Annotated in this window: 16 protein-coding genes; 6 read left to right on the top strand and 10 right to left on the bottom strand. The window is 73.8% G+C overall.

Features of this window, described 5'->3' with window-relative positions:
- Positions 1-20 precede the first annotated feature (20 nt).
- Together ABD832_RS36445 and ABD832_RS36450 are read right to left on the bottom strand one after the other, a co-directional pair.
- Positions 21-1,772 carry a proline--tRNA ligase gene (locus ABD832_RS36445; RefSeq protein ID WP_344905306.1) on the bottom strand — a complete coding sequence of 584 codons (1,752 nt, stop codon included), beginning with the start codon at positions 1,770-1,772 and terminating at the stop codon, positions 21-23.
- Positions 1,773-2,000: 228 nt separating this feature from the next.
- Positions 2,001-2,636: a hypothetical protein gene (locus tag ABD832_RS36450; RefSeq protein WP_344905308.1), complete on the bottom strand. Its 636-nt coding sequence runs from the start codon at positions 2,634-2,636 to the stop codon at positions 2,001-2,003.
- Positions 2,637-2,986: 350 nt separating this feature from the next.
- Between ABD832_RS36450 and ABD832_RS36455 the strand changes: the two genes are divergently transcribed.
- Both ABD832_RS36455 and ABD832_RS36460 read left to right on the top strand, forming a co-directional pair.
- Positions 2,987-4,285, top strand: coding sequence for an FAD-dependent oxidoreductase (locus ABD832_RS36455; RefSeq protein WP_344905311.1), 1,299 nt, complete (start codon positions 2,987-2,989; stop codon positions 4,283-4,285).
- A 29-nt stretch (positions 4,286-4,314) separates the two neighbouring features.
- Positions 4,315-5,628 (top strand): DUF6986 family protein, encoded by a 1,314-nt coding sequence (locus ABD832_RS36460; protein WP_344905314.1) that lies wholly within the window; start codon positions 4,315-4,317, stop codon positions 5,626-5,628.
- Here the strand turns inward: ABD832_RS36460 and ABD832_RS36465 are convergent.
- From ABD832_RS36465 to ABD832_RS36475, 3 genes are all read right to left on the bottom strand, one after another.
- Positions 5,625-6,299, bottom strand: a complete 675-nt coding sequence (locus tag ABD832_RS36465; RefSeq protein ID WP_344905316.1) for a copper homeostasis protein CutC — start codon at positions 6,297-6,299, stop codon at positions 5,625-5,627. The genes ABD832_RS36460 and ABD832_RS36465 overlap by 4 nt on opposite strands.
- Positions 6,300-6,341: 42 nt before the next feature.
- Positions 6,342-6,947: a GNAT family N-acetyltransferase gene (locus ABD832_RS36470; protein ID WP_344905319.1), complete on the bottom strand. Its 606-nt coding sequence runs from the start codon at positions 6,945-6,947 to the stop codon at positions 6,342-6,344.
- A 476-nt stretch (positions 6,948-7,423) separates the two neighbouring features.
- A complete protein-coding gene (locus tag ABD832_RS36475; protein ID WP_344905322.1) occupies positions 7,424-8,188 on the bottom strand; it encodes a GntR family transcriptional regulator in 765 nt (254 codons plus the stop codon).
- Positions 8,189-8,360: 172 nt separating this feature from the next.
- On the opposite strand from ABD832_RS36475, the gene ABD832_RS36480 reads away from it, so the two are divergent.
- The 3 genes from ABD832_RS36480 (at position 8,361) to ABD832_RS36490 (ending at position 13,705) form a co-directional block, all read left to right on the top strand.
- A complete protein-coding gene (locus ABD832_RS36480) occupies positions 8,361-8,678 on the top strand; it encodes a hypothetical protein (protein ID WP_344905326.1) in 318 nt (105 codons plus the stop codon).
- A 361-nt stretch (positions 8,679-9,039) separates the two neighbouring features.
- Positions 9,040-12,219 carry an AfsR/SARP family transcriptional regulator gene (locus ABD832_RS36485; protein WP_344905329.1) on the top strand — a complete coding sequence of 1,060 codons (3,180 nt, stop codon included), beginning with the start codon at positions 9,040-9,042 and terminating at the stop codon, positions 12,217-12,219.
- 220 nt (positions 12,220-12,439) lie between these two features.
- Complete coding sequence (locus tag ABD832_RS36490; protein ID WP_344905333.1) at positions 12,440-13,705, top strand: FAD-dependent monooxygenase; 1,266 nt, start codon at positions 12,440-12,442, stop codon at positions 13,703-13,705.
- Positions 13,706-13,758: 53 nt separating this feature from the next.
- On the opposite strand, the gene ABD832_RS36495 is transcribed toward ABD832_RS36490, so the two are convergent.
- Positions 13,759-14,562: an SDR family oxidoreductase gene (locus tag ABD832_RS36495; RefSeq protein ID WP_344905336.1), complete on the bottom strand. Its 804-nt coding sequence runs from the start codon at positions 14,560-14,562 to the stop codon at positions 13,759-13,761.
- 159 nt (positions 14,563-14,721) lie between these two features.
- On the opposite strand from ABD832_RS36495, the gene ABD832_RS36500 reads away from it, so the two are divergent.
- Positions 14,722-16,020, top strand: a complete 1,299-nt coding sequence (locus ABD832_RS36500; RefSeq protein ID WP_344905338.1) for a DUF2252 domain-containing protein — start codon at positions 14,722-14,724, stop codon at positions 16,018-16,020.
- Here ABD832_RS36500 and ABD832_RS36505 read toward each other — a convergent pair.
- From ABD832_RS36505 to ABD832_RS36520, 4 genes are read right to left on the bottom strand one after another with little or no spacing between them, the layout of a single operon-like run.
- The gene (locus ABD832_RS36505; protein ID WP_344905341.1) at positions 15,992-16,978 is read right to left on the bottom strand and encodes an ABC transporter ATP-binding protein; all 987 of its coding nucleotides are present in this window, start codon (positions 16,976-16,978) and stop codon (positions 15,992-15,994) included. The genes ABD832_RS36500 and ABD832_RS36505 overlap by 29 nt on opposite strands.
- The gene (locus ABD832_RS36510) at positions 16,975-17,958 is read right to left on the bottom strand and encodes an ABC transporter ATP-binding protein (RefSeq protein WP_344905343.1); all 984 of its coding nucleotides are present in this window, start codon (positions 17,956-17,958) and stop codon (positions 16,975-16,977) included. The genes ABD832_RS36505 and ABD832_RS36510 overlap by 4 nt, the downstream gene beginning before the upstream one ends.
- Positions 17,955-18,878 (bottom strand): ABC transporter permease, encoded by a 924-nt coding sequence (locus ABD832_RS36515; protein ID WP_344905346.1) that lies wholly within the window; start codon positions 18,876-18,878, stop codon positions 17,955-17,957. Before ABD832_RS36515 ends, ABD832_RS36510 begins: the two co-directional genes overlap by 4 nt.
- Complete coding sequence (locus tag ABD832_RS36520; protein ID WP_344905348.1) at positions 18,875-20,002, bottom strand: ABC transporter permease; 1,128 nt, start codon at positions 20,000-20,002, stop codon at positions 18,875-18,877. The genes ABD832_RS36515 and ABD832_RS36520 overlap by 4 nt, the downstream gene beginning before the upstream one ends.
- Positions 20,003-20,005 lie beyond the last annotated feature (3 nt).

The raw sequence follows: 20,005 nt of genomic DNA on the forward strand, positions 1-20,005 counted from the left end.
CCCGTCCCCGGCCCGCGGGGTCACTCCTGGCAGGCCGCCACGACGCGGTCGACGGCCTCGGTGAGCGGGATCTCCTCCTTGACGCCGGTGGCGCGGTCGCGCAGCTCCACCACGCCCTGGGTCAGGCCGCGGCCGACGATCAGGATCGTCGGCATGCCGAGCAGCTCCGCGTCCTTGAACTTCACGCCCGGCGAGACACCGGCCCGGTCGTCCACCAGGACGCGCAGGCCGCGTCCCTGGAGCTCCTCGGCGATCTTGACGGCGGCCTCGACCTGGCCGTCCTTGCCGGTGCCGACGACGTGGACGTCGGCGGGGGCGATCTCACGCGGCCACAGCAGGCCGAGCTCGTCGTGGCGCTGCTCGACCAGCACGGCCACGGCCCGGGAGACGCCGATGCCGTAGGAGCCCGTGGTGATCCGGATCGGCTTGCCGTCGGGGCCGAGGGCGTCGAGCCTGGCGGCGTCGGCGTACTTGCGGCCGAGCTGGAAGATGTGGCCGATCTCGATGCCGCGGTCGATGGACAGGCCCGAGCCGCAGACCGGGCAGGCGTCGCCCTCGCGGACCTCGGCGGCCTCGATGGTGCCGTCGGCCGTGAAGTCACGGCCGGCGACGACGTCCGCGGCGTGCCTGCCGGGCTCGTTGGCGCCGGTCACCCAGGCGGTGCCGTCGACCACGCGGGGGTCGACCAGGTAGCGGATGCCGAGATCCTTCAGGACCTGCGGGCCGATGTAGCCGCGGACCAGGCCGGGGTGCCTGGCGAAGTCCTCGGCCTCGAAGATGGCAGGCTCGCCGGGGGCCAGGGAGGCCTCCAGCCGCTTGAAGTCGATCTCCCGGTCCCCGGGCACGCCGACGATCAGGGTCTCGGTCTTGCCGGAACCGGGGACGGTCACCTTGACCACGATGTTCTTGAGCGTCTGGGCGGCGGTGATGCCCAGGCCGTGGTGGGTGTTGACGTACTCGACCAGCGACTCGATGGTCGGGGTGCCGGGGGTGTCGAGCACCCGCATGGCGGGCCGGTCGGCCGCCCCGGCGTCCTCGGCGGCCGGTGCGGGGGTCACGACGGCCTCGGCGTTGGCCGCGTACCCGCACGCGTGGCAGGCCACGAAGGTGTCCTCACCGGTCTCGGCGGGGGCGAGGAACTCCTCGGAGGCCGACCCGCCCATCGCGCCGGAGGTGGCGAAGCAGATCTTGTACGTGATGCCGAGCCGGTCGAAGGTGGCGATGTAGGCCTCGCGGTGGCGCTCGTAGGAGCGCTTGAGGCCCTCGTCGTCGAGGTCGAAGGAGTAGGAGTCCTTCATGACGAACTCGCGGCCGCGCAGGATGCCGGCGCGGGGACGGGCCTCGTCGCGGTACTTCGTCTGGATCTGGTAGAGGGTCACCGGGTAGTCCTTGTAGGAGGAGTACTCCCCCTTGACCATGTCGGTGAACATCTCCTCGTGGGTGGGGCCGAGCAGGTAGTCGGCGCCCTTGCGGTCCTTGAGGCGGAAGAGCGTGTCGCCGTACTCGGTCCAGCGGCCGGTGGCCTCGTAGTACTCGCGGGGCAGCAGCGCGGGGAAGAGCACCTCCTGCCCGCCCATCCGGTCCATCTCCTCGCGCACGACGCGGGTGACGTTCTCCAGGACCCTCTTGCCGAGCGGCAGCCAGGAGTAGACGCCGGGCGCGACGCGGCGGACGTATCCGGCGCGGACGAGCAGCTTGTGGCTCGGGACTTCCGCGTCTGCCGGGTCGTCCCTCAGCGTTCGAAGAAACAGCGACGACATGCGCAGCAGCACGGCTACTCCTAGCTAGCGGGAATCGGTGTTCTACAGGCTATCGAGTACCGCAAGCCCATTGTCGGCGGTCGGCGGCATCCGGGCCCCTTCCCTGACCGCCAGGGGATCGTTGCGGGGCCGCGACGGAGCCGGGGCCGGGATCCACCGTGAAGGTCCGCTTCCGGGACGGGCTCCGGGGACCCGTCCGGCGGGACCGCGCCGGGAGCCGCCTCAGAGACCGGCCAGGAATCAGAGACCGGCCAGGAAGACGAAGTACGAGGCCCCGAGGACCAGCGCGACCGCACCGGAGCAGAACCGGTCGCAGCCACGGCCCAGGGAGAGGATCATCCCACCCACCAGGGCGGTCATGATCAGGGCGTCCCACGGCAGGAAGCCGGGGACGTGGTCCGCCGCGCCGGGCAGCGCCCTGTCGATGCCGCTGAGCAGGGCCAGCCCGGCCGCCCCGCCCGCCGCCAGGTCCCCCCAGCGGTCACGGCGTTTGGCGAGGTAGGACAGGACACCGATCGCCACGAGCTTGGCGATCATGAGGTTCACCGCGGTGCCGTCGCCTCCGAGGCTCATCGACCAGGTCCCCGAGCGGAAACCGGTGGCGAGCAGCAGCGACAGGATGGTCCCGAAGGTGGCCAGCATGCCGGACAGGACCGCCCACCCGAATCCGACCGCGGTCCGCCCGATGACGACGACGAGCAGGATGTAGGCGTAGGGGTTGTAAAGGGTGTGCACAACTTCGGGCCCGGAGAGCAGGAGGGCCCCGACGCCGCCGAGCAGCATCCCCGCGAAGAGCGAGAGGACGATGTGCCGGAGAATGAGGCGATCCCGGCGGTCCCCGGCCGCGAAGTCAAGGACGGAGTCATGTTCAACCAAAGCCACTGATCCCCCGATCATGTTTGCTCGTGGCCATGGGAAGTATATCTGACCTGCGGTAACACCTAAAGCAGGCCAAGTTTCACAAAGAAAGCGGACGCTTGGTCAAGTCGTCCTGGCGCCCCTTCCTCCCCGGACCTCTCCCCCGCGCGGTCAGGGCCTCGCGACGCCGTCCGCCGCCCGTCCACAGGGCGTCCGGGCGGGTGATCGCGGCGGGGGCTCGCCGCCCGTCACCGCCGGCGGGAAGATCGACGAGAACGCACTGCGCGCGAGGCTGGCAGCCCGGCCCCGCGGTGATACAGAATCGGACGGGGAATCGCGTTCATGACATCCAACGCCGAGGAGGCGATGTGTCACTGCGAGTCGCGATCATCGGGTCAGGGCCCGCCGGGATCTACACGGCCGAGGCGCTGATCAAACAGGCCGTCGTGCCCCTCGAGGTGGACGTGCTGGAACGGCTCCCCACGCCGTACGGGCTGGTGCGGTACGGCGTCGCCCCCGACCACACCTCGATCAAGTCGATCGCGGGGTACCTGCGCGGGGTGCTGGAGATGCCGCAGGTGCGCTTCCTCGGCGGCGTGGAGCTCGGCAAGGACGTCGACGTGGCCGACCTGCTCGACTGCTACGACGCCGTGGTCTACTGCACCGGCGCGATGCTGGACCGCAGGATGGGCATCCCCGGCGAGGACCTGCCCGGCAGCGTGGCCGCCACCGACTTCGTCAACTGGTACTGCGGCCACCCCGACATGCCCGCCGACCGGTTCGTCCTGGACAGCCCCGAGGTCGCGGTGATCGGCGTGGGCAACGTGGCGGTCGACGTGGTGCGCGTCCTGGCCAAGACCGCCGACGAGCTGCGCGCCACCGACGTCCCCGAGGACGTGCTGTCCCGGCTGGCGGCCAGCGAGGTGAAGGTCGTCCACATGATCGGCCGCCGCGGGCCCGAGCACGCCAAGTTCACCCTCAAGGAGCTGCGGGAGCTGGGCGAGCTGGCCAACGCCGACGTGCGGGTGCGGCGCGACGAGTGCGCCGCGGACGTCTCGGCGGCGTCCCGGCAGATCCGGGGGAACGTCGAGGTGCTGCAGGGCTGGGCCGGTCGCGCTCCGGCCGGCCGTCCCCGCCGGGTGGAGGTGCGGTTCTGGATGCGCCCGGTGGAGATCCTGGGCGACGGGCGGGTGGAGGCCCTCAGGCTGGAGCGGACCCGGCTGGTGGACGGCCGGGTGACCGGCACCGGCGAGTTCGAGACCCTTCCGGTGGGCATGGTGCTGCGCTCGGTCGGGTACCGCAGCGTCCCGCTGCCCGGCGTCCCCTTCTCCGAGACCACCATGACCGTGCCGAACGAGGCCGGGCGGGTCCGCGACCGCGAGTACGTCGCGGGCTGGCTCAAGCGCGGCCCGACCGGCGTGATCGGCACCAACAAGTCCGACGCCGCCGAGACGGTCCGCACCCTGCTGGCCGATCTGGCCGACCGCGAGCCGGTACGCCGCGCGGACCTGGACGACCTGCTGGCCGCGCGGGACGTCTCACCGGTCACCTACGAGCACTGGCTGGCCATCGAGGCCGCCGAGACCGCGCTGGCCAGGTCCCTCGACCGGGGCGAGCGGGTCAAGCTCCTCGGGCTCGCCGCCATGCGGACCGCCTACGGCCGGTGACCGTCGGTACGACCAGGAGGAGCACCAGCATGCGCGTCACGCTCGCCGACCCGTCCGCCCTTATCCCGGACTTCGAGCGGGTCCACCGCGAGCAGCGCGCGCTGTACCCGTACCGGCCCGCCGGGTGGCAGCCGGTGCACACCGTCTACGTCCCGGCCGACCGGTTCGGCGCCGGGACGGTGCGCGCCTGGGGTCAGGCCGCGCTGGAGCTGTTCCGGCGGCACCTGCCGCAGGGCGAGCTGGCGGCGATCCTCGGCCCGGTCGTCGATCCGGTCCTCGATGCGGCCATCGGCCCGGTGCCGGGCGGCGCCGCCGGGCCGTCCGCCGGGGACCTCGCCGGGGAGGTGCACGCGAGGGTGGCCGCCAAGCTGGGCCGCGAGCCCGTCGAGGACCTGCGCGTCGACTTCGAGGACGGCTACGGGGTGCGTCCCGGCGAGGAGGACGGCCACGTCTCGGCCGCCGCCGGGGCGATCGCGGCCATGGACGCGGACGGGACGCTCCCCCGCCGCTGGGGGCTCCGGGTGAAGTCGTTCGCCGACGGCGACCCGGTCCGCTCCCTGCGGACCCTGGACGGTCTCCTCACCGGTGTCATGGAGCGGGCCGGGCACCTACCGAAGGGGTTCACGGTCACCTTCCCCAAGGTCCTGATGAGGGCGTACCTGCACCAGTTCGCCGACTGCCTGGGGGCGCTGGAGGACGGGCTGGGCCTGGACCGGGGACGGTTGCGGTTCGAGATCCAGGTGGAGGCGCCGCAGACGGTACGGTTCCTCGACGCCGGGCTGGTCACCGCCCTGGACGGCAGGCTGGCCGCGGCGCACTTCGGCGTCTTCGACTACACCGCGAGCTGCGGGCTGCCCCCGCACGAGCAGCGGCTGGACCACCCCGCGTGCGACCACGCCCGGCACGTCATGCAGACCGTCTTCGCCGGGACCGGGGTGGAGCTGTCGGACGGCTCGCTGGCCGCGACCCCGGCCTCGGACGACGGCCCGGCGGTACGCGGGCTGTGGCGGCGCCACGCGCGGCTGGTCGGGCACTCCCTGGCGCACGGCTTCCCGCAGGGCTGGGACATGCACCCCTCCCACCTGGTCAGCCGGTACGCCGCGGTCTACGCCTTCCACCTGTCCCGCCACGGGGAGTACGCCCGCCGGGTACGGGCCTGGCAGGAGCGTCGCGACGCGGGTGGGGGCGTGATGGACGAGCCCGCCACGATCACGACGATGATCGCGGCCCTGCGCCGCGCCGACCTGGTCCTGGGCGACGTCCGGCCCTCCGGTCCTGGCGCGGGAGGGACGGATCCGGGCGCGGGAGGGACGGATCCGGGCGCGGGAGGGACGGAGGGTTAGTCGATCATGGCGCGCCACTCGCGGACCCGCCGGACCTCGACCGGGTCGGACCAGGAGGCCCGCACGGCGCTGCCGACGTGGAAGGCGCGCACGCCGTACTCCAGGAGCGTCCTGACGTAGCGCGGGCGGAGCCCGCCGCCCGCCATGATCAGCGGGCCGTCGCCGGCCTCGCACCGGGTCTTGATCGTCGACAGCCCGTACCCGATGCCGCCGGGGGCGCCCGCGGTGAGGACGGTGGCGAGGTTGGGCAGCAGGCGGACGGCCCGCCAGCTCGCCTGGGTGTCGGCCGCGTGGTCCACCGCCCGGTGGAAGGTCCACGGCAGCGGCGCCACCGCGTGGATGAGCGCCTCGGTGGCGGCCAGGTCGACCGCCCCCGACCCGTCCAGGAAACCGAACACGAACCCGGCCGCGCCCGCGTCCGCCAGGGCCCTGGCCTCACGGCTCAGGGCCTTCAGCGACTCGGGCGTGGCCAGGAACGAGGCCTCCCCGCGCAGCATGACCATCTGCGGCAGCGCGGACTCCTTGGCGATCGCCGCGACCGTCTCCGCCGCCGGGGTGAGACCGTCGGAGGCCATGTCCGCGACGACCTCCAGACGGTCGGCGCCGCCGGCTTCGGCCGCGACGGCGTCACGCACGTTGAGCGTGATCACCTCAAGCAAGGATCCGGTCATGAATGGAGGCTATCCGATGCCTTTGTCCTGTACCGCCCCGGTTCAGACGTGCTCGGGGACGGGTGCCCCGCGACGGTCCGAGAAGGGCAGCTCCAGACCGGACGCGCGACCACGCAGACCTCCCGGCCGCTGGAACAGGGCGCCGGACGCGCGGTGCGGCAGGTCGACCGTGCGGAGGTGCGTGAAACGCTGCCCCCGATAGTAGCCCTGCAGGCCCGGGTTGTCCTTGGAGCAGTCAAGCCGGAGCCATCTCTTTCCCAAGGACAGGACCCGCAGGCCCGCCCAGTCCAGGAGGGCCTCCCCGAGCCCCCTGCCGGAGTGGTCGCGCGCCACCGCCAGCTTGTGGACGTAGAGCGCCGCGCCCGGGTCGTCGGCGGGGGCCCAGAACTCGGGGTCGGCGTGACCGTCCAGCGCGAGGGTGGCGGCGGGCCCGTCCTGGCCCTCCAGCAGGTAGAGGGTCCCCGCGTCGATCAGCGGGGCGATGCGGCCGGCGGGGAAGCCCCCGGCGGGCCACTGCCGTACGCCACGGCGGTTCAGCCAGGCGGCGGTCTCGGCGAGGAGCGCGAGCACCCCGTCGAGGTCGCCGCCGGTGGCCCGGCGCAGCGTGAGCGGACGCGCGGTGGTGAGACCGGCGGTGTTCGAGTGCATGGTTCTTCCCTTCGTTGCGGTCGGTACACGAGATGACACGGAGCGTGCCCGTACGACGACGCACGGAGTCCGTGCCGGACCAGGCGGATGCCTAGGGACTCGGGGCGATCGGGGAGATCGCGGAGATCGCGCAGGGCGCGGGGCCCGGAGAGGCCGCTGGGGGTCCGGGGGCCGGAAAGGCCGTGGGGGGCTCGAAGGCCGGGGAGCGCGGGGAGCCCGGGGAGGCCAGGGAGCCCGGGAAGGCCGCGGGGGGTCCGGGAGGTCCGGGGGCCGGGGTGCCCGGGAAGGCGGGAGGCCGCGGGATCGTGAGGCGCGAGCGGGCCGCGGGAAGCGCCATGCGGTCCGGCGGGATCGCGGGGAGGGGGAGGAGCCCGGGGAGGGACGGGTGGTGTCCGGGCGCCCGTCGGACGCGGCCCGGTGGTCGCCCGCGTCGCGGGCGGAGCCAGGGCCGGCCCGTGCGGGCGGTCACGGAGACGTCAACGGCTTTCCAGCTCGTACCTGATCAGGTGCTTGTCCGCCGGCAGGACGGACATCGCCACCCGGACGGGGGTGTCCTCCTCGTCGTAGCCGACCCGGACGTAGACGACGACCGGCGTGCCCAGCTGGAGCTGGAGCCGCTCGGTCTCGGCGCTGTTGGGCATCCGCGCCCAGATGTCGTCCACCACCCGCACCTGCCGGTGGCCGAGCTCCTCGAGGACCTTGTTGGCCCCCCGCACGATGTCCCCGGGCCGGGCGATCTCCGAGCCGGCGACCAGCGTGAGCGGGAAGTAGGAGTCGTTGGTGTTGTACGGCTGGCCGTCCACGAAGCGCAGCCTGCGGCGGACCACGGCGAGCTCCTCGTCGGCGAGCTCCAGCCTGCTGGCGATCTCCTCGGGCGGCTCCACGATGGAGACCTCGATCTCCTGGCTGGGCACGCGCCCCTCCTGGGAGACGGCCCAGGCGAAGGCCTCCCGGTACTCCCCGTCCGCCCGGACCCGCTCGGGCCGGGGCTGCAACTCGCGCTGGGGGTGCATGAGCAGCGGGCGGCGTTCGCGCACCACGGTGCCCCGGCGCGGGGTGCGGGTGACCAGGCCCTCGTTCACCAGCTCGCCGAGGGCCAGCCGCACGGTGTTGCGGCTCACCTGGTGGGTGGTCATGAGTTCCGCCTCGGTCGGCAGCTGATCTCCCGGCCCGAGCGCACCGGAGTAGATGGTTCTCCGGAGGTCGGAGGCCACCAGTTGATACAGCGTTGACCGCGCCATTAAGTCCCCTTTGTGCCAACAAAACTAGACGATCTGGTTCTAGCGGGGAACAGCCCCTTGACCCAACCTCCCAAGACCCGCATCATCCAATCGTTGGTACAAATCCATCGAAAGGTCAGCGAGGGGGTGGAGGCCGATGCTGTCGGCCCGCACGGGTACGCCACATCTGCCCTTGCGCGATGCCCGCGAGGCGACGCGTCTCCTGCGCTACGCGTTGCACCGTCAGGGATTCACGCACACCTACCAGAGCAACGCCAGCGGCATGTCGGTGTTATCGGTACTGACCGAGCTGACCGTCTGGTGCAAGAACGGGATGTTCGTCTGGAACGAGGACGGCCACGAGTCGACCCATCCGGCGGACGACCCGGTGGGCGCGGCCCGGCTCATCTCACGGCACTACCGGTCCCCCGCACCCGGCGACGACCTCACGGAGGAGGAGGCGGACCAGGCGGTCCGCGCCTTCACCGCCACAGACTCCGCGCGCGACTAGCGGCCGAGGACCCCATCCCTCGCCGGGGTCCTCCGCCGCCGCGCCGGAGCGGAACGCGTCCTGGCGGGTCCCCCACGCCCGCCAGGGCGCGCTTCCCCTCACGGAGGCGCACCCGGCGGGCCCGGACCCGCCGGGACGCCTCTGCACCACCTCCCCGGCCACGCCGTCCCCGGCCGCGCGGACACGCGCTCATGTGCGTGAAGACCCCAGGCGTTCGCGAAGCACCGTCCCCGGCCACGCCGTCCCCGGCCGCGTGAACACACGGACGCACGGACACGCGGGCGGACGGACGACGCCGCGCACCCGTCCCCCCCGGTCCCGAAAGAACACGCGAGGCCGCGCCAGGGAAGACAATTGCCCCATGCGGTTCGAAATCCTGGGGACGACGCGGGTGTGGGACGACGACGGCGGCGAGGTCCGCGTCGGCGGACCCGCCCGGCGGGCGCTGCTGACCCTGCTGCTCGCCCGCGCCGGTGAGACCGTGCCGGCCGACCTCCTGGTGGACGACCTGTACGGCGAGCGGCAGCCGGGCGGGGCGGCGCACGCCCTGCAGTCGCAGGTGTCGCGCCTGCGCCAGGTGCTGGACGGGCATGCCGGGCATGCCGGGATCGAGGCGGTCCCGTCCGGCTACCGGCTCACCGTCGATCCCGGCGAGCTCGACGCCCGCCGTTTCGAGCTGCTGGCCGACGAGGGACGGGCCGCCCTGCGCGACGGCGACCCGGCGCGGGCCGCCGCGCTGCTGCGGGAGGGCCTGGAGCTGTGGCGGGGACCCGCGCTCGCCGACGCCGCGGACGCCTCCTCGGTGCGGGCCCTGGCCCTGCGGCTGGAGGAGCGCAGGCTCGGCGCCCTGGAGGACCGGATCGAGGCCGACCTGCGGCGGGGCGAGCACCGGGCCGCCGTCCCGGAGCTTCAGGAACTGACCGCCCTGCACCCGCTGCGGGAGCGGCTCCGCGGCCTGCTCATGCGGGCCCTGCAGGCGGGCGGCAGGCAGGCCGAGGCCCTGATCGTCTTCGAGGAGACGCGGCTGCTGCTGGCCGGCGAGCTCGGCGCCGACCCCTCCGCCGAGCTCGCGGACCTCCACGGCGAGCTGCTGCGGGGCGAGAGACCGTACGAACCGCCCGTCCCGCCGGCGCAGCTCACCAGCTTCGTGGGCCGCGCCGAGGACCTCGCCGAGGTCGCCGCGCGGCTTCGGACCGCGCGCCTGGTCACCCTTCTCGGCCCCGGCGGGGCCGGCAAGACCAGGCTGTCGATCGAGGTCGCGAGCGGGCTGCCGGACGTCTGCTTCGTCGAGCTGGCGGCGGTACGCGACGGGCGGCAGGTGCCGCATGTCCTGCTCGGCGCGCTCGGCCTGCGCGAGGGCGGGCTGCTCGCCCCGGCGGGCGCGGCCGAGCCCGCCGCCAGGCTGGTCGCGGCGCTGGCCGCAAGGCCGTCGCTGCTCGTCCTGGACAACTGCGAGCACGTCGTCGGGGCGGTCGCGGACCTGGTCGCCCGGCTGCTCGCCGGCTGCCCGCGGCTGCGCGTCCTGGCGACCAGCCGGGAGCCGCTCGGCATCACCGGCGAGAACCTGTGGCCGGTCCGGCCGCTCGGCCCCCTCCCGGCCGCGCGGCTGTTCACCGACCGGGTCTCGGCCGTACGGCCCGGTCTCGTCCTGGACGAGGCCGCGGCCGAGCACGTGCGGCGGATCTGCCTCGGTCTCGACGGGCTGCCGCTGGCCATCGAGCTGGCCGCCGCCAGGGCCCGCACGTACGAGCTCGCCGAGCTCGCCGCCCGCCTGGACGACCGGTTCCGCCTGCTGTCACGGGGCAGCCGTACGGCCGACGCCAGGCACCGCACGCTGCGCGCGGTCGTGGAGTGGAGCTGGGACCTGCTGTCGGAGCCCGAGAGGACGATGGCCAGGCGCCTGACGGTCTTCGCCGGAGGCGCGAGCGCCGCGACGGCGGCGCGGGTCTGCGGGGTGCCCGACGCCGAGGACCTGCTGGACTCCCTGGCCGACAGGTCGCTGGTGGAGGCCGGCGGCGGACGCTACCGGATGCTCGACACCATCCACGCGTACTGTGCCGAGCGGCTGGAGGAGGCCGGGGAGACCGAGGCGCTGCGGCGCGCGCACGCCGGGCACTTCCTGGCACTGGCGCGGGCCGCGGGCCCGCACCTGCTGCGCTCGGAGCAGCTCCGGTGGCTGGAGACGCTGGTCACCGAGCACGCCGACCTCCAGGCCGCGCTGCGCCGGGCCGTCGAGGCCGGGGAGTCCGGGATCGCCCTCGAACTGCTCGCCCGGCTGTCGCCGTACCTGTGGATGCGGGGCATGCGCGGCCTGGCGGCGGCACCGGCGGCGGCCCTGCTGGACCTGGTCGGCGACGACCCGCCCCCGGACCGCGGGGAGGAGTACGTGCTCTGCGCGCTGGCGGCGGCGTCCGGGGAGGCCGGCCGGCAGGCGTGGGAGCGTCACCGGGCGACGGCCGAGGCGATCGTGGCCGATCCCGCCCGGCCGCACCGCCACCCGATCGTCACCCTCCTCTGGCCGATGATCACTTCCGGGGCGGGGGACCCGAGCGCCGCCCTGTCGCTGATCGATCGCGGGCGGACGAGCGACGATCCCTGGGAGAGGGCCGTGACGCACCTGCTGTCGGGATACCCGCTGCTCGGCGCCGGGGAGATGGCGGCGGCCGAGGACGAGTTCACCTCGGCCGCCGAGGCCTTCCGCTCGCTGGGCGACCGGTGGGGGACATCGCTGGCCCTGGACGCGCTGGCCGGTCTGGCCGCCCTGAGCGGCGATCCCGGGAAGGCGATCGTCCTGACCGACGAGGCCCTCGTCCTGACCGAGCGGCTCGGCTCCGCCGAGGACGTCCCGGACATGCTCTGCAGCCGGGCCGACCACCACGTCCAGGCGGTGCGGATCGGGAAGGACCCGGCCGGCACCGGCCTGCGCAAGGCGCGCGCCGACTACGAGCGGGCCGCCGGGATCGCCCGTCACGCGGGCAGCCTCACCTACCTGGCCGCGGCGTTGCGCGGTCTCGGCGACATCGCGCGGCTGGAGGGCGACCTGGCCGGGGCGCGGGCGCTGTACGAGCAGGCCCTCGAACGGTTCGAGACGGGCTGGGTGAGGAGCGCGGGGAACCGGGCGGGCGCGCTCCTCGGGCTCGGCAGGATCGCCGAGGCCGCGGGCGACCTGGAGGAGGCCCGCGCCCTGCACCTGCGGGCGCTCGGGGTCGCGGTGGAGACGGGAGCGATCACCGAGGGCGCCCGGCCGGTCGAGGCCCTCGCGGGCATCGCCGTGCAGCAGGGCGACGCCCGGACCGCCGCGCTGCTGCTCGGCGCGGCCGTGGCCCTGCGCGGGATCGCCGTCGAGGACGACCCCGAGGTCTCCGGTACGGCCGCCGCCGCGCGGGCCGCGCTGGGCGGGACGCGGTACGACGACGCCCACCGTGAGGGCTCGCGGCTGCCGGGGGTGGACGCGCTCCGCCTGGCCGGTGTCCCCGAGGCGGTCGTCCGGGCGTCACCGATCGGCGGCCTGGCCGTCCGCGATCCGGTCGCGCCACGCTGACCGGCACCCGCACGAGCCCGCACCGGCCACCGGCTCACACCCGACGAGCGCCCGCACACCGGCTCACACCCGAAAAGCGCCCGCACACCGGCTCGCACACGGCCCGCACCCGCCCGCCGGCGCGCGGGCGCCGATGCCCGCTCACCGGTTCGCGGGCCGGCGTCGAGGGCGGTGAGCCGGCGGTGAGCGGGCGGTGAGCGCCCTTCGACACGCTCGTCCCATGCACACCACACCCCGCCCGAAGAGCCCGCAGAACCCGAAGAACCTCAAGAACACCGACATCCTGATCTCGGGGGCCGGCGTCGCCGGTCCGGCGCTGGCCTACTGGCTGCACCGCCACGGCTTCACCCCGACGGTCGTGGAGCGTGCCCCGGGCGTCCGCGACGGCGGGTACGCGGTCGACTTCCGTGGCGAGGCGCACCTCACAGTGCTCGACCGGATGGGAATCCTGGACGACATCCGGCGCGAGCAGACGCACATGGGCGCGATGACGTACGTCGACGAGACCGGCAGGAGACTCGCCGACATGCCCGCCGACGTCTTCAGCGGCGACCTGGAGATCCTGCGCGGCGACCTGGGACGCATCCTGTACGAGCACACCCGCGAGCACGTCGAGTACATCTTCGACGACTCCGTCACCGCGATCGACGACGACGGCACGAGCGTCCGGGTCACCTTCGAGCGGAGCGCACCGCGCACGTTCGACCTGGTCGTGGGGGCCGACGGCCTGCACTCCAACGTCCGGGCGCTGGTGTTCGGCCCCGAGGAGCGGTTCGTGAGGGAGATGGGCCTGTACTGCGCGATCTTCACCACCGCCAACCACCTGGACCTCGACCACACCGGCCTCGTCCACAACACCCCCGGCAAGCTCGTCGGCATGTACAGCGCACGGGGCAACACCGAGGCCAAGGCGACGTTCCACTTCGCCTCCCCCGAGCTGAGCTACGACCGCCGCGACGTCGAAGGGCAGAAGAGGATCCTCGCCGAGGCGTTCGCCGGGGTCGGCTGGGAGACGCCCCGGCTGCTGGAGGCGATGAAGGACGCCGGGGACTTCTACTTCGACTCGATCAGCCAGGTGCACATGGACACCTGGTCGCGGGGCCGGACGACGCTGCTCGGGGACGCGGCCTGCTGCGCCTCGCCGCTGTCGGGCATGGGCACCGGCCTGTCCATGATCGGCGCCTACGTCCTCGCCGGGGAGCTGGCCGCCGCCGGGGGCAACCACCGCGTGGGGTTCGCCCGCTACGAGGAGGCCGTGCGCGAGTACGCGAAGGGTTGCCAGAAGGCGGGAGAGGGGGTGGGGAAGTGGATGGTCCCCGACAGCCGGTTCATGGCCTGGTTCGTCAACCAGAACTACCGGCTCCTGCCCTACGTCCCCTGGAAGGGCCTGATCGCCAAGGGCATCCGGAAGACGGCGAACGCCATCACCCTGAAGGACTACGGGAGCCGGGACGTGCCGGCGGCCCCGGCCGGCACGCCCCGCTGATCCGCGGTGCCGTTCCCGCCGTCGGATGAGGCCGCCGTCAGATGAGGCCGCCGTCAGATGAGGCCGCCGTCGGCGCGGACGTTCTGGCCGGTCAGCCAGCGGCCGTCCGGACCCGCCAGGAAGGCCACGACGTCGGCGATGTCCGAGGGGGTGCCCAGCCGGCCGAGCGGGGTCATCGCGGCCATCTGGCCCAGCACCTTCTCGGGGTTGCTGGAGCGCAGCAGGTCGGTGTCGGTGGCGCCCGGGGAGACCGTGTTGACGGTGATGCCCCGCCCGCCCAGCTCGCGGGCCGCGACCGCGGTGAGCTGTTCCAGGGCGCCCTTGCTCGCCACGTAGGAGGCGCTGCCCGGAGCGGCCCTGACCGTGTTGACGGTGGAGATGTTGACGATGCGCCCGCCGTCGCGCATGTGCCGGGCGGCGTGGCGGATGGTCAGGAAGGGCGCCTTGGCGTTGACCGTCATGGCGTGGTCGTACTGCTCCTCGGTGGTCTCGGCGAGGGGGGTCGGCGGGAGGTACGGCGCGGCGTTGTTGACCAGGATGTCCAGGCCGCCGAGGAGTTCCCCCGCGGTCCCCATCAGCCGCTCGGCGGCGCCCGGCTCGGCGAGGTCGACCTGGACGGCGCGGGCACTGCCGCCCGCCTCCTTGACCGTCCGCTCCACGTCGGCCGCGGCCGCGGCGTCGCTCGCGTACCCGAAGACCACGTCCGCCCCGTCGCGGGCGAGACGCTCCACGATCGCCCGGCCGATGCCCCGGGACCCCCCGGTGACCACGGCCGCCTTGCCCTGCAGCACCGCCATGCCCGCCTCCACAGCCTCCACGGTCTCCGCGGCCTCGCCGACCTCGGCGACCGGCCGCACGGTCCTTGCGCCTTCGACCCTATGATCGCCGGGCGCGGTTGTCGACGCCCCGGCGGACGCGCCCGGATCCGCGGCACGGGGCCCTCGCCCTGGCACGTTCCACATTCGTGACGCGCCGGGACTGGCACGGGCCCGGTCCCACCGCCTACGGTGCGCACCATGAACACCGATGGGCGCTCGGCGCACATTCTCGACGTCCTGGTCACCGAGTTCGGCGACTCCATGAGGCGCGACCCGGCCGCCTTCCGGCGCAAGTTCCGCAAGATGGCCGCCTCCCCCTTCGCCTTCTACCGGGGCAGCGCCGCCCTGTTCTACGCGGACATGACCGGCGCGTTCGCCGACGACGCCTTCCTGGACGGGCCGACCCGCCGGGTCTGGATCCACGGCGACCTGCACGCGGAGAACTTCGGCACGTACATGAACGCCTCGGGCGTGCTGGTCTTCAACGTCAACGACTTCGACGAGGCCTACGTCGGCCCCTACATCTGGGACCTGCGGCGGTTCGTGGCCAGCGTCGCGCTCATCGGGTACGCCAAGGCGCTGTCGGACGAGGTCATCACCGGCCTGGTGACCGGCTTCGCCGCCTCCTACCTCGCCGAGCTGACCGCCGTCTCGCACGGCGGGGACGACGCCATCGGCTCGCTGACCCTGGACACCACGACCGGCGTGCTCCACCGGGTGCTGCAGCACGCCCGGCTGCACACCCGGGTGGCGCTGCTGGACCTGGAGACCACCGTCGAGAACTTCGACCGCAGGTTCGCCGTGATGGACGGCCGCTACCCGGTGGACGCCGACACCCGCCGGGCCGTGGAGGCGGCCTTCCTGGACTACCTGACGACGCTGCCGGCCACCTCGGAGATCGAGCACAGGATCAAGGACTTCGCGCTCCGCACCGGTGTGGGGATCGGCTCGGCCGGGCTGCCGTCGTACAACATGCTGCTGGAGGGCCACACCCAGGCGCTGGAGAACGACGTCATCCTCTACATGAAGCAGGCGCAGGTCCCGGCCGTGGCGCGGCACATCGCCGACGAGAAGGTGCACGGCCACTTCGAGCACCAGGGCCACCGCACCGCCGAGTCGCAGCGGGCCCTGCAGGCGTACGCCGACCCCTGGCTCGGCTACACCACGCTGAACGGCGTCGGCCAGCTCGTCGCCGAGGTCTCCCCGTACTCGGCCGACCTGGACTGGGGGGACGTCAACGAGCCCGACGAGCTCGCCTCGGTGATCGGCGACCTGGGCCGGGCGGTGGCCCGGATGCACTCGGTGGCCGACGACGAGTCCAGCCACGACCTGGTCGACTTCTCCACCGAGGACGCGATCGTGGCCGTGATCGGCGGCGACGCCGAGGGGTTCACCCGCACGCTCGTCGACTTCGCGCACGCCTACGGGGCGCGGGCCAGGGCCGACCACGGGCTCTTCGTCGACCTGTTCAGGAACGGTCGTCTGCCCGGCCTGTGAGCATGGTGGCCTCGGCGTGGTGGCAGGCCACGTGGGCGCCGGGCGAGGACGGCAGGACCGGCAGCGGCCGGGACACGCAGAGCCCGTCGACCCCCGCCGCGGCCGCCGCGCCCGACGCCAGCACCTGGCAGCGCGGGTGGAAGCGGCAGCCCGGCGGGACGCGGGTCGCGTCCGGCGGCTCCCCGCCGAGCACCACCGGTGCCGGCGAGTCCGGCAGGACCGACAGCAGCGCCCGGGTGTAGGGGTGCGACGGCGCGGTGAGGACGTGCTCCACGGGCCCCGACTCGACGATCCTGCCCAGGTACATCACGGCCACCCGGTCGGCGATGTTCCAGGCCAGCCCGAGGTCGTGGGTGACGACCAGGGCGGACAGCCCCAGCTCGGCGCGCAGGCGCAGCAGCAGGGCGAGGATCTCGCCGCGCACCGAGGCGTCCAGCGAGGCCACCGGCTCGTCGGCGACCAGCACCCTGGGCTCCAGCGCCAGCGCCCCGGCGATGACGACGCGCTGGCGCTGCCCGCCCGACAGCTCGTGCGGGTGGCGGCCGAAGAACCGTTCGGGGGGACGCAGCCCGGCCCGCGACAGCGCCGACGCGACCCGCTCGCCCTCGTCGGGCAGGCGGTGGATGCGCGGCCCCTCGGCCACCGCCTCGTAGACGGTGTGCCGGGGGTTGAGCGCCCCGGTGGGATCCTGGAGCACGAGCTGCACCTCGCGCCGGTAGGCCTTCAGGGCCCGCGAGGAGTAGGCCAGCGGGGTGCCGCCGTAGCGGACCGAGCCGGAGACGGGCCGCTCCAGGCCGAGCAGGGTGCGGGCCAGCGTCGTCTTGCCGCAGCCGGACTCGCCGACCAGCGCGACGATCTCCCCCTCGGCCACGGAGAGGTTGACCCCGTCCACCGCGCGCGCCCGGCGCCCGCGCGAGACGAACTCCACGCGCAGGTCCCGCGCCTCCAGCAGGGTCATCGGGCCTCCTCGCCGACGTGTACGCAGGCCGCGACGTGCGGCGGGCCGGGGACCTGCGCGGTCAGCGATCGGAGCTCGACCGGTTCCGACGCGCACGAGGCCAGCGCGACCGGGCAGCGGGGATGGAAGGAGCACCCGGCGGGCAGGTGCGCCGGGTCGGGCGGGTCGCCGCCCAGCCCGCGGGGCGCCCTGCGGGAGGCGGTGTCGCCGACGACGGGGAACGCCTCGGCCAGTGCCCGGCCGTAGGGGTGCGCGGCGTCGCGGAAGACCTGCCGCGCCGGGCCCGACTCGACCACGCGTCCCGCGTACATGATCGCCAGCCGGTCGCACGTCGCCGCCAGCACCGACAGGTCGTGAGAGATCATCATCAGGCCGATGCCGTGCTCGGCGACGAGCGAGCGGATCAGCGTGAGCACCTGCGCCTGGATCATCACGTCCAGGGCGGTGGTCGGCTCGTCGGCGACGATCAGGCGCGGCGAGCAGGCGAGCGCCATGGCGATCATCACGCGCTGGCGCTGCCCCCCGGACAGCTCGTGCGGGTAGCCGCGCGCCCGCCAGGCGGGCAGGCCGACCTGTTCCAGCAGCTCCGCCGTCCTGCGCCGAGCCCCGTCCCGGGTCGCCGCGCCGTGCACGAGCAGCGGCTCGGCGATCTGGTCCCCGATCCGCCGCACCGGGTTCAGCGCGTGCTGGGCACCCTGGAAGACCACCGAGGCCGACGCCCACCGGACGGCGCGCAGCCGTCCCCAGCTCATGCCGAGCACGTCCTCGCCCTCCAGCAGGATCCGCCCGGACACCCGCGCGTCCCGGGGCAGCAGCCGCAGCAGGGACATGGCCAGCGTCGACTTGCCCGACCCCGACTCCCCGGCCACGCCGAGCGCCTCACCGGCCTCCAGCCCGAGCGAGACGCCCCGTACGGCGGGCACGTCCCCGGCCGTCCCCCGGTAGGTCACCGACACGTCGTGCAGTTCGAGCAGGCTCACCGGGCCACCCCCCGCAGCCGCGGGTTGAGCACGGCCTCCAGGGCACGCCCGCACAGGGTGAAGGCCAGCACCACCGCGACGATGCACAGGCCCGGCGGCAGCACGTACCACCAGGCGCCGGAGGTGGCCGCCCCCCAGTCGTAGGAGCCGCGCAGCATGCCGCCCCAGGAGACCTGGCCCGAGCCCGCGCCCAGGAAGGCCAGGGTGGACTCGGCGACGATGGCGCCGGCCACCGTCAGGGTGGTGTTGGCCAGCACCAGCGGGGCGACGTTCGGCAGCACGTGCCGGGTCATGACGTGCCAGTGCCCGGCCCCCAGGGCCCTGGACCTCTCGATGTACGGTCTGGCCTCGACCGCCAGCGTCTGGGCCCGGATCAGCCGCGCCGTGGAGGCCCAGGAGGTCACCCCGATCGCCAGGACGATCGTGGACGCGCCGCCGCCGAGGACGGCCGCGAGCACCATGGCCAGGACCAGCGAGGGGAGCACCAGGAACCAGTCGGTGACGCGCATCAGCACGGCCCCCACCGGGCCGCGGAAGTGTCCGGCGGCGATCCCGAAGACCGTGCCGATCACCATGCTGAGCAGGGCGGACATGAACCCGATGAGCAGCGAGACCCGCGAGCCCCACAGCAGCATGAGCAGGACCGAGCGGCCCGACTCGTCGGTGCCCAGCGGGAACTCCGCGCTCGGCGGCGCCATCGCGGTGCCCGTGGCCCCGGTGACGTCCATCCCCGCCGCGTCGGTGACCAGCGGTGTCACCAGGGCCGCCGTGACGGCCGCCAGCAGGATCGCCGCCCCGTACAGCCCGGACCGGTTCGCGGCGTACGCGCGGCAGAACCGGGCCAGGGCGGCGCGGCGGCGGGTACGGGCGACGCCGCGCCGGGTCACCGTGCCGGACGGGCCTGTCGCATCCGCTCTCATGCCGACCTCACCCTCGGGTCCAGGACGTGGTAGGCCACGTCGGCCAGCGTGTTCATGACGATCACCGCGACGCAGACGAGCATGAAGGTGCCCTGCATGACCGCGTAGTCGGGTCCCTTGATGGCCTCGACGAACAGCAGGCCCAGACCGGGCCAGGAGTAGACGAACTCCACCGAGACCGCGCCGCTCACCACGAACCCGATCTGCATGAAGACCAGCGTCACCGTGGGCAGCAGCGCGTTCGGCACGGCGTGGCGGCGCCGGACGTCGTCGTCGCGCAGTCCCTTGGCGCGGGCCGTGGTCACGTAGTCCTGGCCGATCTCCTCCAGCAGCGACGACCGCATGACCAGCAGGTACTGCGCGTAGACCACGGCGACCAGGGTGAGGCAGGGCAGCACCAGGTGGTGGGCGACGTGCAGCAGGTACATCGGCCCGCCGGGCGCGTCGACGTCCTGCATGCCCCGGGTCGGGAACAGGCCGGGCAGCGGGCCCGCCCCCGCGGCGAAGACCATGAGCAGCAGCAGTCCCAGCCAGAAGGTCGGCACCGACCACAGGGTCAGCGCGGTCGCGGTGGAGAAGCGGTCGAACCGGCCGCCGTGCCGCCAGGCGGCCCTGGTGCCCTGCCACATGCCCAGGCTCACCGCGACGGCCAGCCCGGTGCCCACCAGCAGCAGCGTGGGACCCATCCGCTCGCCGATCAGCTCGGTGACCGGCCGCCGGTACTCGTACGAGGTGCCCAGGTCCAGCCGCAGGGTGCGCAGCACGAAGTCGAGGAACTGCTCGCCCAGCGGCCGGTCCAGCCCCATCCGGCGGCGGAGCAGGTCGAGCTGCTCGGGGGTGACCGGCACGTCGCGGGTGTAGGCGATGGTGGGGTCGCCGGGGATCAGGCGGAACAGGAAGAAGGTGGCGACGATCACCAGCGCGATGCTGAGCAGCGCCCCGCCGATCTTGACCAGCGCGTAGCGCGCCAGCCTCCGGCGGCCGTCCTTCCCGTCATGTCTTTCCTGTTCGCCTTGTCGGTCCTGTTCGTCGGAGCCGCTGCCCCACTGTCGCGCGAGGGTGCGCGGGCAGGCCCACGCCGGGGTTCGCGACGGGGTCCGCGGCGAGGGGGTCGGGATTCGCACGGG

Source organism: Streptosporangium longisporum, assembly GCF_039534895.1.
GTDB classification, from domain to species: Bacteria; Actinomycetota; Actinomycetes; order Streptosporangiales; family Streptosporangiaceae; genus Streptosporangium; species Streptosporangium longisporum.